The following is a 14918-nucleotide window of genomic DNA, read 5'->3' on the forward strand; positions in this document are numbered from 1 at the left end:
TTCCCAGGCAAGACGCGATTGTCAAAATAGAGCGTCAGCCAAATTCGAAATCAAGCGCCAACGTGACGGCGCCAGGAAGTGGAACCTGCTTTGCTCAGCCCGATTAACACAAGTGCGATCCCTCGGAATGGTTCCATCCGGTTCCCAGTTTTTTCCGGGCGGAAGATTTTTTCCGGGCGGAAGAGAAGATAAGGCCGCCTTCGGGTCACCGTCATCTGCCTTCCGGAACGGAGCGCCGGGCGTGCCGTTAGCCCGCAGATACAGGGAGAGCGCACATGAAAGCAGGATTCGTCGTCATCGGCACAGTGATGTTGTTGGCCGGATCGGCGTTGGCGCAGGGCGGCGCGCCCAGCGGCCGTGGTGCCGTGACCGGCGATCCAGCCGCAAGCTCCGCCACCCCACGCGCGGACACACCAACCACGGGTACGTCGACCCGGTCCAATCCCAGCGGTAGCGGCACGTCGAGCTCGGGCGGCAAGGATGACAATGGGGATGCCGGCCGAGACAAGATGCTGGAGGGTAACCGCAGCGCGCAGCCGGAGAGCCGTCAAAAGTAAGGGGCTGCTTGGCAGTCCTACTTGTCTGCCATGGTGCGCTCGGCGTCCCTGACCTGTGAACGCAACATCGGGAGCTGCTCCCGCGCGAAGGCTGCAAGCGCGGCATTGTCGGGCGCCTTGAGATAGCGTTCGAGCAGCTCGATCACAGATTCATACTCGGGAATTTGCGCGGCATAGAAGCTTCTGACGAAAGTCGGTCCGTCCGAGGTTTCGGGCTCGACCAGGCTCGCGCTCGCCGGGGTTGTCTTTGTGACGCGCGGTTCGGTGCCGATCGCCTCCTGAATCTCCTTCAGGGCCTTGTCCCGCCGGGCCGCTTCTTCGGCGCGCAGGGCGGCGAGGTTCTTGACCTCGGCATTACCCTTGAGGTCGGTGCTCTCCAGCAGACCCTGCTGGAAGCGGCTGAAGCTGTAGAGGTCGCTGATGGTCTCGGTTGCGGTCGGCGTGCGGCCGGCCGGCCTTCGCTCCCCGGTGCTGTCGGCAAGCGCTGCAGTGCTGATGAACGCCAAAACTATCGCGAGAAGAATCCGCATGGATATCCAATGGCGGATGGCGGACGAAAGTTCCGCAGATGTTACGATCCGGTAAGGGCGGTTGCGACGCGACGGTTCCGTCCCCAATTCATGTTGATGAAACAGTCCGAGATCTTCAGAGATAACGCCGACAACTGCCTCCAGCTTGCTGAGCGCGCTGAAGGACAGCCGTCACACAATCGTTTTCTGCGCATGGCGAACGCGTGGACGGCACTCGCCAACGAGCAGGATTGGCTCGATGGCGAGGTGCCGCCCGTTCCAGCCCGCATCCGTCAAAAGCAGGATGCGTAATAATGCTCTCGTTTCGTGGATCTGCGTGTGAGACTGCTCACGGACGGCAAGCATGATCATTCGTAACAGTCGATCGCGTTGATTTCCTATTCCGGGAGGTTTTTGCAATGGCTCCACGTCTGGCTCTTCTTTCGCTCATCCTCGCCTTTGGCGTGTCGGTCGCGTTCGCCACGGTGACGACGGTGCGGCAGGTGCATCATGAAAATGCATCGGCCCCGGTGCACTCGGCGCACAGTTAGCAGTCTGATCTCGCGGGTCGGAACCTTCGACGCTCCGGCGCGTAAGCGCTTCAAGACAGCAAAGAGGCGAGAGCTATCATGGCCCATTCCGACCAAGGCATCATCAGAGATCAACGCGGTGAACAGCAGCCACGGGACAAGCAGCGCGCGCAGACCGTACACAAGTCGGAGCCAAAGGGCTCGCCCTCTCGTGAGGCCACGCGCGATCCCAAGCTGAACGACAACAGCAAGACGCCCGGCTCCGGCATGGCGCCGGATGATTCCGGCGACGCGCCGAGCGGCTAATCCATCAGGAACGAAACCGCTCGCAAAGAGTCGAGAGATTGCTTCCGTTGTCATGCCCCCGGTGATCCGGAAGTAATCTCCAAGGACGGCCCCGGCACTCCGTGCCGGGGCCGTTTGCTTGAGCATCAGGCTGGACTAATCCTCGGCGTCCTGCTGCGGATGCCGTTGCGTGTGGCCGTCCGGGCCGCGCCCGAAAACCCCGAACCTGCTCGATTTGACATTCGCCCCCGCGTCGACCGCGGCGGTGGCCAGTCCGAGCTTGAGGAGCTCGCGCACGGCCGCGGCTCGCGTCGGCATGCGATGTTTGAACCGGAAGTCGTCGACCGCGGCCAGTTCTTCCGGTGTCAGCATGACCTGGAGCCGCTCGGCGCGAAGGTCGTTCATGATCAATCACCCAAAGTGAGCAAGTTGAGTAGTTTACTCAACGAACTCATTCGGCCACGGTTCCACAAGATGCGGCTATGGCGCCAAGTTAGCAAAAAAATATAACAAAATCAATAAGTTATATGATGCAAAGGCTCTTGGGCAGGTGTATGCTCCCGGCAAATGGGAGAGACGTCATGACGAACGAAGTCCGATTCCGGCGCAACCATGTCGACGAGAGCGAGGCACCCAGCCCGGTGCGCCTCAGCCACCAGAAGGTCATCGAGCAGGTCGAGCGCTGGGCCAACAGCCCGGGCCTTCAACCGCCGAGATTGCAGCCGTCAACGCATGCCAAGGCGGGCTAGCGCTTCGCAAGGGAAGAGCCCTTGGCCGATAGCGAATGGGCGGACCGGTGCGGTTTGCGGGAGACGATGCGCAGCTTCCGCCTGAGCCACCAGGCCAATACCGAAACGAAGGCCCAGGCTATCAACGCGGCAGCGAAGGCGCCCGGAACGCTCGCAGCCACGGTGAAGTGAAAGACGGCGGCGAATGCCAAGAGACCGATGCTTCCCCAGGCGGCGCCGGCCGCGTCCAGCGCGGCGGCCTCTTGCCCGCGGCGCGTGCCGCTGAGGCCGGCCTTCTCCTTGGTGCGGCGTTCATGGCTTTCGACCAGCGTGGCGCTGGCGCAGAAGATAGCGGGAAGCGCAAGGAAGAGTCCGCCGACGGACACACCGAAGCGCGCCCCCAGAACCCCCGTGAGCACGGTCGCCAGGCCGCCGAGCAGGAAACGAATGCCGTATTCGTACCAGCGTGTCTGCTTCAGCGCGGAGAGCGACAGCTTGACCGGCATCAGGCCGCACCTCCAAAGCCGGCGAGCAGGCCGAAGGCGACCGCAAGCCACACGATAACAGCGAGGACGGTCGCCGGCAGCGCGGACACACGGTATCTGATCAGCAGATGGCAGACGACGACGCTGTAGCAGCCGAGCGCGACCGCGCCATAGATCATGGTCCAGCTTTCGGCCGCGGCATATTGCGGGCCGTGCTGGACGACGGCGATGCCAAGCGTCGCCAGTGCGACTGACGGTGCTGCGCCGAGCAACCCCGCAAAGCTTTTGGGTTTGAGCATATCCCCCAAGATCGCAAAAGCCGAGACGATGATGCCACCGGCGATGAAGCGCACGATATATTCGGTCACGGCTTTTCTCGCCGATTGACTTGCTTGCGGAACGATTGCGTCAGTGTCCATGGCCGCACGAGTCTCTCTACGGCCGCGCCAAGCGCGAAGCCTGCGACCACGTCGCTTGCCCAGTGCGCGAGCACCGCAATCCGTGTCAGCGACAGCGCGATCCCTGCCGTGCGCAGCAATCGGCGCGGCGTCTTCGGCAGCAAGCCCGCCGCCGAGGCAAGTGCGCCCATATGGACTGCGTGACCGGACGGGAAGGCGTCGCGCGCCTGTCCTGAGATGGGTACTCCATGTCGGTGTCCGCGTATGGTCAGCCGGTCTGGCCTGGTCTGATCGAATACGGATTTCAGGACATGCGGCAGGACGGCCGTCGCCAGCGACACGGCCAGAATGTGATTTGCCACGGGCCGCTGTTGCGGCTGCCGAATGTGAGTGTACAGCCACCCTATTGCGGCCAGCGCGAGCAGCACGTGCTCGTCGGCGGCCCAGGTCAATGTCTGCGCCGTATGCTCGACGCCTGAATTGGTGTGATCAGCGATCGTATCCGCGATCGCGGTATCGATCCGGCTGGGTTTGACCTCTACCAATGCCATCGGTCTGCAAGCGTGATGTCCTTTGTGACAGTTTTGTAAAGCCGGGAGACAAAGAAGGTTCCTGGGCTTTGCCTCGTGGCATCAACCTGCAGCGCCCGGACTACGGCTGTCCCGATCCACCCGCGGACCCATACACCTGGCCGGTCGCATAGCTCGCGTCGGCTGCGGCAAGCTGCACGTAAATCGAGGCCAGTTCGGCGGGCTGGCCGGGACGGCCGAGCGGCGTCATGCCGCCGAATTTTTCGAGCTTCTCCATGGTGGCGCCGCCGGAGACCTGCAGCGGCGTCCAGATCGGTCCCGGTGCGACGCCATTGACGCGGATGCCCTTCGGACCCAACTGCTTTGCCAACGATTTGACATAGTTCATCGTCGCTGCCTTGGTCTGCGCGTAGTCGTAGAGCTCCGGCGACGGGTCGTACGCCTGCTCCGATGTCGTGCCGATAATGCACGAACCGGGCTTCAAATGCGGCAGCGCCGCCTTGATGATCCAGAACGGCGCATAGATGTTGGTCTTCATCGTCGCGTCGAAATCTTCGGACGATACGTCGAGGATCGATTCACGGCTCTGCTGGCGTGCGGCATTGCAGACGATGATATCGAGGCCGCCCAGCCCCTGCGTGGCCTGCTCGACCAGCTTCTTGCAGAAAGCCTCATCCTTGAGGTCGCCGGGGATCGCGAGCCCGATACGCCCCTCCTTCTTGATCAGCGCGATAACGTCCTGCGCATCGGGCTCTTCCGCCGGAAGATAGTTGATGGCGACGTCGGCGCCTTCGCGCGCGTAAGCTATCGCAGCGGCGCGGCCCATACCGGAATCGCCGCCGGTGATCAGCGCTTTACGGCCGGCGAGCCGGCCGGAGCCCTTGTAGCTGGTCTCGCCGTGATCCGGAGGCGGCTCCATCTTGCCGGCGAGGCCAGGCCAGGGCTGCGATTGTTTTTTGAACGGCGGCTTTGGAAAGCGGGTGACGGGATCGACCAGGTTCTGCTCGGCCATTTTCTGCTCGGCCATGGAGGCGTCTCCTTTCGCTGTCGAAGAGGCCAGCGAAGCAGCAGCAAGCGTTGCGCTCGCCGCTTGGACGACGTGCCGGCGGGATACTGAAGTCTTGTCTGGATGCGTCATGACGGTCTCCGCGATATCGCGATCTCAATGCGCGGAGAGAGGCATCGTTGCAAACGGGAGGACGCCGACCAGGAGGCCGGCGTCCTCGGAAGATGTTTACTTGGTCTGGCCGACGCTCGGCGCCTTGCCGAGCTCCTTGGCCATGTCGAGATGGTGCTTGAGCGCGGGCAGCGTCTTGCCGGCCCAATCCTTCAGGTCGGAATTGTCGCCGCCCTTGGCGTAACGCTCGAACAGCGAGACCGCGTCCTCGTGGGCACTGACCTGATACGAGTTGTAATCCGAGCTGAAGTCCTTGCCATTCGCGATCTTGAGCTTGTCGAGCTTGCTCTGATGCGAGCTGTCGAGCGCTGTCGGCAGGGTCGCCTGCACCTTGCCGCCGCCGACCAGGCCCTTCAGTTCGCTGCTGGTCTTGGTGTGGTCAGTCACCATCTGCTGCGCAAAAGTCTTCTCCTGCGCGTTGCCCTTCTGCTCGGCAAGTTTGCTCGATTCGATCTCGAACATGTCGCTGATGGCGACTTCCTTGACGAAGTCGGCGGTGGCAGGCGCGACGCCGAGCGCCGAGTTGACGCCGGTTTTCTCGCCGAGCGACTGGGCGAGTGCGGGGCCTGCGAGCAGCACGCAGGCAGCTGCGATGATGGTACGTTTCATGGTCCGATCCCTTTGAATGGGCGCGCAGCCTCTGGCCGCGCGACGTTGCGCCCACCAACACGCTGCATCGGCCGGAGTTCCTAACGGCTAATCCGTCGGTCTCCTCCCGCTCCGTGGGTTGATTGGGTCCGTCGGCTTGCGCCGAAGTCGTTCGGGCAGAAACGGCTCGGTCGGCGTGGCGGTGGCCTCGGCACGTACGTCTGCATGGCTTTGTGCCCGTTCATGCGGCGTCCGGTTGTCGTTGATCTGTCGCTTCACGTCGAGACCATCGACGGGATCGTTGACGCCGTGCTGGATATCGCGGAAATCGCTCATGCTTCACCTCATTCACTTCCAGGCAGGATCTTTGCCAGCACCTGCCGCGCCGCGCCCTTTATCACTCCGCTCTCGTTGGGATCGCCCTTCATCAGCGCAAGAGAGAAGTTCTTGGCCTGCTGCAAGGTGATGTGCGGCGGCAGCGGCGGCACTTCGGGGTCGGTCTTCACCTCCAGCACCACCGGCATCTCGCTCGCGAGCGCTTGGTCCCAAGCCGAGCCTAGCAGCTGCGGGCTGTCGACGTAGATGCCGGAGAGGCCGATCAGCTCGGCAAACCGCGAATAGGACACGTTCGGGATGCGCTGCGATGCCTCGAATTTCGGATCGCCGTTGATGATGCGTTGCTCCCAAGTCACCTGGTTGAGGTCTTCGTTGTTGAAGACGCAGACGATGAAGCGCGGATCCGTCCAGTCGCGCCAATACTTGGCGGCGGTAATCAGCTCCGCCATGTTGTTCATCTGCATCGCGCCGTCGCCGACGAGGGCAATCACCGGCCGGTCGGAATGGGCGTATTTCGCGGCGAGCGCATAGGGCACCGCGGCACCCATCGAGGCGAGGCCGCCTGAGAGCGAGGCCGTCATGCCGCGGCGCATCTTCAGGTCGCGCGCGAACCAGTTGGCGCAGGAGCCGGAATCGCTGGTGATGACGGCACGGTCCGGCAGGCGCGGAGACAGCTCCCAGGCGACGAGCTGCGGATTGACCGGTGCCGCAGGCTGATGTGCACGATCATCCAGCGTCTTCCACCATTTCCCGACGTCGTCCTGGATCCCCTGACGCCAGGCACCGTCACTCTTCGGTTTCAGTCGCGGCAGCAGGGCGCGCAGCGTCTCGGCGGCATCGCCGACGAGACCGACCTCCATGGGAAAGCGGATCGACATCATGCTGGCGTCGATATCGATCTGCACGCCGCGCGCCGCGCCTTCCTTCGGCAGGAATTCGGCATAGGGAAAGGCGGAGCCGACCATCAGCAGCGTGTCGCATTCCATCATCATGTTGTAGCTGGGCTCGGTGCCGAGCAGGCCGATCGAGCCGGTGACCCACGGCAGATCGTCCGGGAGCGCTGCCTTGCCGAGCAGCGCCTTGGCGCAGCCGGCGGACAAGCGGTCGGCGACCGCGATCACCTCCTCGGTGGCGTGGAGCGCGCCGGCGCCGATGAGCATCGCGACCTTCTTGCCGGCGTTGAGCACCTGGGCGGCGCGGTCGAGGTCAGCGTCACGAGGCTTGATGCTTGGCGCGCTATAGCCGATGCCGGAGTGCAGGGTGCCGTGAGCGCGCGGCGGATCCTCGTAGGGCTCCTCCTGGATATCGTTGGGCAGGATGATCACCGTTGGCGTCCGCCGAGCCAACGCGATCCGGATCGACCGATCGATCAGATGCCGGATCTGCGCCGGCGAGGATGCTTGCATGACGTAGGCGCCAGCCACGTCCTTGAACATCGAGACCAGATCGAGTTCCTGCTGATAATGTCCGCCCAGTGCATTGCGTGCCTGCTGACCGACGATCGCGAGCACCGGCTGGTGATCCAGCAGGGCATCATAGAGCCCGGTGATCAGATGCGAGGCGCCGGGGCCCGAAGTTGCGATACAGACCCCGATCTGGCCCGAGAACTTCGCATAGGCCGTCGCCATGAAGGCGGCCATTTCCTCGTGCCGCGCCTGGACGAAACCGATCTTGCCCTCAGCGCGCTGGAGGGCGCCGAATACGCCGTTGATGCCGTCGCCGGGATAGCCAAAGAGGTGGCGCACGCCCCATTGATGCAGACGTTGAACGATGAAGTCGGAGACGGTCTGGGACATCGAGGGCGGCCCTTCGTTTTCCGGTATTTGGTTTCCGGGATTTGAAGCTGAGAGAACCGCCCGTTTCCGGCGATGTTCCTCAAGTCTGACGGAACATGCCGGAACGATCGCGCACCTCATCGGGTTGTCTCCACACTGGCTGAGTGGAGAATTGAGATGTTGAATCAGGGTGAACTGGACCGAGACGAAATGGGTCGGTTGATCGGTAGCGACAAGGTCGAGGGAACATCGGTCTACGGCGCCGATCGCAACAAAATCGGCTCGATCGAACGCGTGATGATCGACAAGGTCAGCGGCAAGGTGTCCTACGCCGTGCTCGGCTTCGGCGGATTTCTGGGCCTCGGCAACGACCATTATCCGCTGCCGTGGCAGTCGCTGAAATACGACACGGAGCTCGGCGGTTACGTCACGGGCATCACCACCAAGGAACTGGAAGGCGCGCCGAAATACGGCGAACGGAGTGATTGGAACTGGGGTGATGACGCCGCGGTTCGCGGCATCAACTCCTATTACGGCGTCCCCTTCGCGTAAGCGTTTCCGCCGAAAGGAAGCTCGATGAGCAAGGAACGGCCTAACGACGATCCTCGGCAGCAGAGCGACTGGGGTTCGCACAAGCAGACGGACAAGCCCTGGAAGGGCACTCCGGAAAAGGAGCAGGGATCGGACGAGGTGAAGCCCGATCTCGAGAAGTGGCACGCGACGAAGACGCACTGACTCCTGGTGCATTTCCCGTGAGAGGCGTGCGCGGCACCCAGTGTGCCGCGCTCGCTTTTTGGGCAGGCGTTCACGAACGCGATGGTGCTCGCAACACAAGCGGAACCATGATCAGGAGTTGCAGTTGGGCTCGCGGCGCGTGTGCCGGCTTTGGCGGCTCTGCCGCCAGTTTGATCCCCAAGAAAGGTGTTCACCGTGGATGCTCAAACACGGGAGCGTGGACCGTCCGCGGAGCAGCCGCTGAGGGCAAAGCAAGCTCCGAAGACATCTCCTGATCAGGCCCCCGACGCCGAGGACGCGAAGCCGGCGCAGGCACCGTCGCTGCGCGACCGAATTCGCGAGCATTGGTTGCTGGCAAGCGTCGGCGCCATCGTCTTGCTGGCAGCTCTGATCGTCGGATTGCTCTACTGGCTCGAGGTGCGCCACTATGAATCCACCGACGATGCCTTCGTCGCGGCGCGCAGCTTTTCCGTGGCCTCCAAGGTCGGCGGCTACGTGACCGACATCCCGGTCACGGACAACCAGCACGTCAAAGCCGGGGACCTTCTCGCCAAGATCGACGAGCGCGACTATCGCATCGCCATCGATCAAGCCAATGCGCAGGTCGCGGTCGCCAGGGCGAACATCGCCAATGTCGAGGCGCAGATCGTTTCGCAGCAGGAGCAGATCAAGCAGGCCCAGGCGCAGCTCGAACAAGCGCAGGCGCAGCTCCAGTTCTCGCAGGAGGAGTTCAAGCGCGCGGAAGATCTTGTCGAGAAGGGCGCTGGCACCGTGCAGCGCCAGCAGCAGACCCGCTCCGATCTTCAGGCGCAGCAGGCCAATACCGAGCGCGCGAAGACCGCGGTAACGGCCGCGCAAGTCGGCATCAAGACGCTGCAGGCGCAGCTTGAGGGCGCCCGGGCGCAGCTCGAGCAGTCGCAGGCGCAGCTCGATCAGGCCAAGCTGAACCTGCAATACACCAGTGTCGTTGCGGCGCAGTCCGGCCGCGTCGTCAAACTCAGCGGCGCCAAGGGCACCTTCGTCAACGCGGGCCAGAGCCTGATGATGTTCGTGCCCGACGAGGTCTGGATCGTCGCCAACTACAAGGAGACGCAGCTCAACGACATGCGGCCGGGCCAGCCGGTCGAGATCCGCATCGACGCCTATCCCGGGCGCAAGCTCACCGGCCATGTCGAGTCCGTGCAGCCGGGCTCCGGCACCGCGTTCAGCCTGCTGCCGGCAGAGAACGCCACCGGCAATTACGTCAAGGTGGTACAGCGCGTGCCGGTGAAGATCGTGGTCGACAGCTGGCCGGCCGATTTGCCCGTTGGTCCCGGCATGTCGGTCGTACCCTGGACCAGGGTGCGATGACCGACACGGCGCAGGGCGGCGCGTCCGCGGGCGGCTGGTCGCCCGAGCGCTCGGCGGCGGGCGGTCATAATCCCTACCTCATCGCATTCGTCGTCTCGATCGCGACCTTCATGGAGGTGCTCGACACCACCATCGCCAACGTTGCCTTGCGCCACATCGCCGGTGGGCTCGCCGTCGGCATCGACGAGAGCACCTACGTCATCACCAGCTATCTCGTCGCCAACGCCATCGTGCTGTCGATCTCGGGCTGGCTGTCGACCGTGATCGGTCGCAAGCGCTTCTACATGATCTGCGTTGCGATCTTCACGGTCTCCTCGCTTTTGTGCGGCTTCGCCTGGAATTTGCAGGCGCTGGTGCTGTTCCGCATCCTTCAGGGCCTTGGCGGCGGCGGCATGGCGACCAGCGAGCAGGCGATCCTCGCCGACTCCTTCCCGCCGCACAAGCGCGGCCAGGCCTTCGCGATCTACGGCGTCGCGGTCGTGGTCGCGCCCGTGGTCGGTCCGACGCTCGGTGGCTGGATCACCGACACCTACACCTGGCACTGGGTGTTCCTGATCAACGTTCCCATGGGATTGCTGTCGCTGTTCCTGGTCGGCACACTGGTCAAGGAGCCCTCGAGTGCGGAGGAGGAGAGGGAGAAGCTGCTGAGCAAGGGCCTGCGGGTTGACTATGTCGGCTTCCTGCTGGTCGCGATCGGGCTCGGCTCGCTCGAATACGTGCTCGACGAAGGCCAGCGCAGCGACTGGTTCGGCTCGAACATGATCGTGTTCTTCGCGGTGCTTTCGGCCGTCTCCCTGCTTGCGCTGATCCCGTGGGAGCTGACGCGCGAGGATCCCATCGTCGATCTCCGCCTGCTCGGCCGCCGCCAGTTCGCCGCCTGCTTTCTGGTCATGCTTGCGACCGGCGCGGTGCTGATCTCGACGACGCAGCTTTTGCCGCAGCTGCTCCAGAGCGATTTGAACTACACCGCGATGCTGGCGGGTCTCGCGCTGTCACCGGGCGGAATCGCGACCCTGGTGCTGATGCCGGTGGTGGGGCGTCTCGTCAGCAGCGTGCAGCCGAAATACCTCATCATGTTCGGTGCCGCCATCGTCGCGTTCTCGATGTGGCATCTCACGGGTCTCACCGGCGACATCACCTATGGCTACGCCGCGATGTCGCGCATCTTTCTCGCCCTCGGTCTGCCTTTCCTGTTCCTGCCGGTCACGACCGCGTCCTATGACGGCGTGCCGCCCGACAAGACCAACCAGGCCTCGGCGCTGATCAACGTCGCACGCAATATCGGCGGCTCCATGGGCGTCGCGCTGGCGCAGACAATTCTGGCGCAGCGCCAGCAATTCCACCAGAGCCGCCTGATCGAGCACGCCGCGCCGTCGGATCTCGGCTATCAGCAGACCATCGAGACGATGACCCGCTTCTTTCAGGCTCAGGGCTCGAATGCCAGCGATGCGGCCGCGCAGGCGGTCGCCTGGGTCGGCCGCACTTTGCAGCACCAAGTCGATTTGCTCGCTTATATCGACGTGTTCTGGACGCTCGCGATCATCGCGGTGCTGATGATCCCGACCGCCGCGGTGCTGCGCCCGATCAAGCTGGGCGCTCCCGCGCGGGGGCATTGAGCCAACGGCCGTTCGGAGAGAAAGGGTGACCGCGGCGCAAAAGTCCGGCTAGACTGGTTCAAGCGTCAAGCAAAAGCCCGGGAGGTAATTTAAGTGAAGACCGCGATCACCGAACTGTTCGGCATCGAGCACCCCATCATCCAGGGCGGCATGCATTTCGTCGGCTTTGCCGAGCTGGCGGCTGCCGTCTCCAATGCCGGCGGGCTCGGCATCATCACCGGTCTCACGCAGAAGACGCCGGAGCTGCTGGCAAAAGAGATCGCACGCTGCCGCGACATGACCGACAAGCCGTTCGGCGTGAACCTCACTTTCCTGCCGACCTTCGCCGCGCCGCCTTATCCGGAATACATCGCGGCGATCGTCGAAGGCGGCATCAAGTCCGTGGAGACCGCCGGCCGCAGCCCGGAAGCCTACATGCCCGCGCTGAAGGCCGCCGGTATCAAGGTCATCCACAAATGCACCTCGGTGCGCCACTCCCTGAAAGCCGAGCGCATCGGATGCGACGCCGTCAGCGTCGACGGCTTTGAGTGTGGCGGCCATCCCGGCGAGGACGACATTCCCAACATGATTTTGCTGCCGCGCGCGGCGGAGGAATTGAAGATTCCGTTCGTCGCGTCCGGCGGCATGGCCGACGGCCGCAGCCTCGTCGCGGCGCTGTCGCTAGGGGCGGCCGGCATGAACATGGGCACGCGCTTCATCGCCACCAAGGAAGCGCCGGTGCACCAGAACGTCAAGAATGCGCTGGTCGCGGCGACCGAGCTCGACACCCGCCTGATCATGCGCAGCCTGCGCAACACCGAGCGCGTCCTGAAGAACGCCAATGTCGACCGCCTGCTCGAGATCGAACGCGAGAAGGGCGACAAGCTGAAGATCGACGACATCCACGACCAGGTCGCGGGCGTCTATCCCAGGATCATGCTGGACGGGCAGATGGACGCGGGCGCGTGGAGCTGCGGCATGGTCGCAGGCCTTATCCACGACATCCCCACCTGCAAGGAACTCGTCGACAGGATCATGGCTGAGGCGGAAACCATCATCCGCACCCGTCTGATGGGGTTTCTTGAAGAGACGGGTGCACCGCGAAAGGTCGCCTGACACCGCCAAACTTCTTAACCACGGCGGCAGTTGACCGCTGGAATTGCGCGCGACGCCTCCTAAATAGAGGTAAATTACCTCTTAACAATCAATTTCAGGAGGCGTCCGTGATTCCAAAGAGCGCTCCTTTTGCAATGGCCGTTGCCCTCGTGCTCGCATGGGGCGGCGTCGCGCGCGCTGACGACTACAAACCCAGTGAATATCTCGGCCTCGATCTTTCGAAGGCGGTGTTGTCGCCGAAGCGGCTCGGGCCCGAAACCCAGTTCGCGCCGGTCGCGCTGGAGGCGCGCGGCGGCAACGAGGCGCAGGCGCGCGCCGAGCCGGTCGACGTGCCGAAGAAGGTCGCCGCCGAACGCGTGCGCGTGTCGGAGCCGAAGGTCGCGCACGCCAAGCCCGCGCAGCCGCGCGGCGCGGCACGCACCAAGCTCGCGCATCGCCATGGCAATCCGCTCGACGCGCAGGCGATGGACACCCGTATCCAGACCTGGCCGTGCCGCAGCGGCGGCATCTGCAACTGGAAGCATTAGGTTCAGCTCCGAGCCGTCATCCGCACGTCGTAAAACCGTAGGCCCGCGGTCAAGAAACCGTAAGCCGGGGGTCAAACGACGCAGGCACCTTCCGTCGCTAGTCGACGAAGGTTTCCTGAATGGTAGCGCTCCGCGCCTCGCGCGCCTGGACCCGGCGGCAATTCCTGGTCCGTTCCACCTCGAGCCTCGCCGTTGCCGCGCTCGCAACGCCGCATCTCAGCCGCGCCGCGGATCGTCCGCAGATCGCAGGCGGCATCCAGTCCGGCGACGTCTCGGATGGCTCCGCCGTGATCTGGGCGCGTGCCGACAGGCCGGCGCGGATGCGGGTGGATTATTCGTCCGGGGAAAGCTTCAAGACCGTCATCGCGTCGGCTTCGCGCGATGCGTCGCCCGATACCGACTTCACCTCGAAACTGCTGCTGGAAGATCTGCCGCCCGGGCAGGACATCTTCTATCGTGTGCGCTTCGACGACATCGCGACCGGCATCGCCGGCGAAAGCCGCATCGGCCATTTCCGCACTGCGCCGGCTGCCGGCCGGTCGATCTCGTTCCTGTGGTCCGGTGATACTGCGGGGCAGGGCTGGGGCATCGACACATCGCGCGGCGGCTACCGCAGCTATCGCACCATGCTCGACAATCGCCCCGACTTCTTCATCCACTCCGGCGACCACATCTACGCCGACTGCACGATCCCCTCCGAGCAGAAGCTGCCGAACGGCGAGATCTGGCGCAATGTCGTGACCGAGGAGAAATCCGAGGTCGCGCACACGCTGGCGCAGTTCCGCGGCAATTACAAATACAACCATCTCGACGAGCACTTCCGCGCCTTCCATGCCGAGGTGCCGATGTTCGCGCAATGGGACGACCACGAGGTCACCAACGACTGGTCGCCGACCGGCAGCTATGACGCCGCCGGCCATGAGGATGACGGCACCCCGCGCCTGGTCGCGCGCGCCCGCCGCGCGTTCTTCGACTTCATGCCGATCCACGACATCGGCGCGCGAAAGGGGCGGGTCTATCGCAAGATCGCCTATGGCCCGCTGCTCGACGTCTTCATGATCGACATGCGCAGCTATCGCGACGAGAGCTGGAACAAGGGCGAAGATCACCGCGGCTGGATCCTGGGCGCCGAACAGCTCGCCTGGCTGAAGCGTGAGCTCGCGGCCTCGCGCGCGACCTGGAAGGTGATCGCGGCCGACCTGCCGATCGGGCTGGTCAGCCTCGATGCGGTTGCACTGGGTAATGGGCCGCTCGACCGGCGCGAGCACGAGATCGCCGATCTTCTCGCGTCCATCAAGCACGCCGGACTCCGCAACATCGTCTGGCTCACCGCCGACATGCATTACACCGCCGCGCACTATTACGATCCGAACAGGGCGCAATTCCAGGAGTTCGAACCGTTCTGGGAATTCGTCTCGGGGCCCTTGCATGCCGGCACCTGGGGGCCGGGCGAGCTCGACAATACCTTTGGTCCGGTCGCGATGTACCAGAACGGGTGCAGCGAGGCGCAGGGGGAAAACCTCGCGCCCTGTTTCGGACTGCAGTTCTTCGGCAAGGTCGACATCGATGGCCGGACCGGCGTGATGACAGTGACGCTGAAGGACGTCGACAACCGGGACCTCTGGTCGGTCGATATCGAGCCGCAGCCGCAGGCGCGTCCAGCCGTGATGGCGCAGCATTCCTGAGGGACGCTAACC

At 63.8% G+C, this 14918-nt stretch carries 21 protein-coding genes; 12 read left to right on the forward strand and 9 right to left on the reverse strand.

Annotation, left to right across the window (positions count from 1 at the left end; genetic code table 11):
* The first annotated feature begins 275 nt into the window (after positions 1–275).
* Positions 276–557 carry a hypothetical protein gene (locus N551_RS0121825; RefSeq protein ID WP_027568679.1) on the forward strand — a complete coding sequence of 94 codons (282 nt, stop codon included), beginning with the start codon at positions 276–278 and terminating at the stop codon, positions 555–557.
* A 17-nt stretch (positions 558–574) separates the two neighbouring features.
* Here the strand turns inward: N551_RS0121825 and N551_RS0121830 are convergent, their stop codons facing one another.
* The gene (locus N551_RS0121830; RefSeq protein ID WP_027568680.1) at positions 575–1087 is read right to left on the reverse strand and encodes a DUF4142 domain-containing protein; all 513 of its coding nucleotides are present in this window, start codon (positions 1085–1087) and stop codon (positions 575–577) included.
* A gap of 96 nt (positions 1088–1183) precedes the next feature.
* Between N551_RS0121830 and N551_RS0121835 the strand changes: the two genes are divergently transcribed.
* The 3 genes from N551_RS0121835 (at position 1184) to N551_RS0121840 (ending at position 1902) form a co-directional block, all read left to right on the forward strand.
* A complete protein-coding gene (locus N551_RS0121835) occupies positions 1184–1378 on the forward strand; it encodes a hypothetical protein (RefSeq protein ID WP_027516515.1) in 195 nt (64 codons plus the stop codon).
* A 107-nt stretch (positions 1379–1485) separates the two neighbouring features.
* Positions 1486–1617, forward strand: coding sequence for a hypothetical protein (locus N551_RS39580; RefSeq protein WP_256379041.1), 132 nt, complete (start codon positions 1486–1488; stop codon positions 1615–1617).
* 78 nt (positions 1618–1695) lie between these two features.
* Positions 1696–1902, forward strand: a complete 207-nt coding sequence (locus tag N551_RS0121840) for a hypothetical protein (RefSeq protein WP_007594775.1) — start codon at positions 1696–1698, stop codon at positions 1900–1902.
* 135 nt (positions 1903–2037) lie between these two features.
* Here the strand turns inward: N551_RS0121840 and N551_RS0121845 are convergent, their stop codons facing one another.
* Entirely contained in the window at positions 2038–2286 is a 249-nt protein-coding gene (locus N551_RS0121845) for a hypothetical protein (RefSeq protein ID WP_027568681.1), read from the reverse strand.
* A gap of 176 nt (positions 2287–2462) precedes the next feature.
* On the opposite strand from N551_RS0121845, the gene N551_RS38960 reads away from it, so the two are divergent.
* Positions 2463–2630, forward strand: a complete 168-nt coding sequence (locus N551_RS38960) for a hypothetical protein (RefSeq protein ID WP_197031180.1) — start codon at positions 2463–2465, stop codon at positions 2628–2630.
* Here N551_RS38960 and N551_RS0121855 read toward each other — a convergent pair.
* The 7 genes from N551_RS0121855 to N551_RS0121885 all read right to left on the reverse strand — a co-directional run bounded on the left by N551_RS0121855 (position 2627) and on the right by N551_RS0121885 (position 7919).
* Positions 2627–3115 carry a DUF3147 family protein gene (locus N551_RS0121855; RefSeq protein WP_027568682.1) on the reverse strand — a complete coding sequence of 163 codons (489 nt, stop codon included), beginning with the start codon at positions 3113–3115 and terminating at the stop codon, positions 2627–2629. The two genes, N551_RS38960 and N551_RS0121855, sit on opposite strands and share 4 nt — an antisense overlap.
* Positions 3115–3462 carry a DUF3147 family protein gene (locus N551_RS0121860; RefSeq protein WP_027568683.1) on the reverse strand — a complete coding sequence of 116 codons (348 nt, stop codon included), beginning with the start codon at positions 3460–3462 and terminating at the stop codon, positions 3115–3117. The genes N551_RS0121855 and N551_RS0121860 overlap by 1 nt, the downstream gene beginning before the upstream one ends.
* A complete protein-coding gene (locus N551_RS0121865; RefSeq protein ID WP_027568684.1) occupies positions 3459–4043 on the reverse strand; it encodes a phosphatase PAP2 family protein in 585 nt (194 codons plus the stop codon). The genes N551_RS0121860 and N551_RS0121865 overlap by 4 nt, the downstream gene beginning before the upstream one ends.
* 100 nt (positions 4044–4143) lie before the next feature.
* Positions 4144–5034 (reverse strand): SDR family oxidoreductase, encoded by an 891-nt coding sequence (locus tag N551_RS0121870; protein ID WP_027568685.1) that lies wholly within the window; start codon positions 5032–5034, stop codon positions 4144–4146.
* Between the two features lie 222 nt (positions 5035–5256).
* A complete protein-coding gene (locus N551_RS0121875) occupies positions 5257–5808 on the reverse strand; it encodes a DUF4142 domain-containing protein (RefSeq protein WP_027568686.1) in 552 nt (183 codons plus the stop codon).
* Positions 5809–5895: 87 nt separating this feature from the next.
* Positions 5896–6123, reverse strand: coding sequence for a hypothetical protein (locus N551_RS0121880; RefSeq protein ID WP_027568687.1), 228 nt, complete (start codon positions 6121–6123; stop codon positions 5896–5898).
* 8 nt (positions 6124–6131) lie between these two features.
* Positions 6132–7919, reverse strand: a complete 1788-nt coding sequence (locus N551_RS0121885) for a thiamine pyrophosphate-requiring protein (protein WP_027568688.1) — start codon at positions 7917–7919, stop codon at positions 6132–6134.
* Positions 7920–8075: 156 nt separating this feature from the next.
* On the opposite strand from N551_RS0121885, the gene N551_RS0121890 reads away from it, so the two are divergent.
* The 7 genes from N551_RS0121890 (at position 8076) to N551_RS0121920 (ending at position 14906) form a co-directional block, all read left to right on the forward strand.
* Positions 8076–8450, forward strand: coding sequence for a PRC-barrel domain-containing protein (locus N551_RS0121890; protein WP_027568689.1), 375 nt, complete (start codon positions 8076–8078; stop codon positions 8448–8450).
* Positions 8451–8474: 24 nt separating this feature from the next.
* A complete protein-coding gene (locus N551_RS38965) occupies positions 8475–8633 on the forward strand; it encodes a hypothetical protein (RefSeq protein ID WP_007594751.1) in 159 nt (52 codons plus the stop codon).
* Between the two features lie 195 nt (positions 8634–8828).
* On the forward strand, positions 8829–9983 hold the full coding sequence (locus N551_RS0121900) for an HlyD family secretion protein (RefSeq protein ID WP_027568690.1): 1155 nt from the start codon (positions 8829–8831) through the stop codon (positions 9981–9983).
* On the forward strand, positions 9980–11599 hold the full coding sequence (locus N551_RS0121905; protein WP_027568691.1) for a DHA2 family efflux MFS transporter permease subunit: 1620 nt from the start codon (positions 9980–9982) through the stop codon (positions 11597–11599). The genes N551_RS0121900 and N551_RS0121905 overlap by 4 nt, the downstream gene beginning before the upstream one ends.
* A 93-nt stretch (positions 11600–11692) precedes the next feature.
* Positions 11693–12694 carry a nitronate monooxygenase family protein gene (locus N551_RS0121910; RefSeq protein ID WP_027568692.1) on the forward strand — a complete coding sequence of 334 codons (1002 nt, stop codon included), beginning with the start codon at positions 11693–11695 and terminating at the stop codon, positions 12692–12694.
* A 134-nt stretch (positions 12695–12828) separates the two neighbouring features.
* Positions 12829–13221, forward strand: coding sequence for a hypothetical protein (locus N551_RS0121915; RefSeq protein ID WP_249802878.1), 393 nt, complete (start codon positions 12829–12831; stop codon positions 13219–13221).
* Positions 13222–13340: 119 nt separating this feature from the next.
* The gene (locus N551_RS0121920; protein WP_027568694.1) at positions 13341–14906 is read left to right on the forward strand and encodes an alkaline phosphatase; all 1566 of its coding nucleotides are present in this window, start codon (positions 13341–13343) and stop codon (positions 14904–14906) included.
* Positions 14907–14918 lie beyond the last annotated feature (12 nt).

This window comes from Bradyrhizobium sp. URHA0013, assembly GCF_000518345.1.
Lineage (GTDB): Bacteria > Pseudomonadota > Alphaproteobacteria > Rhizobiales > Xanthobacteraceae > Bradyrhizobium.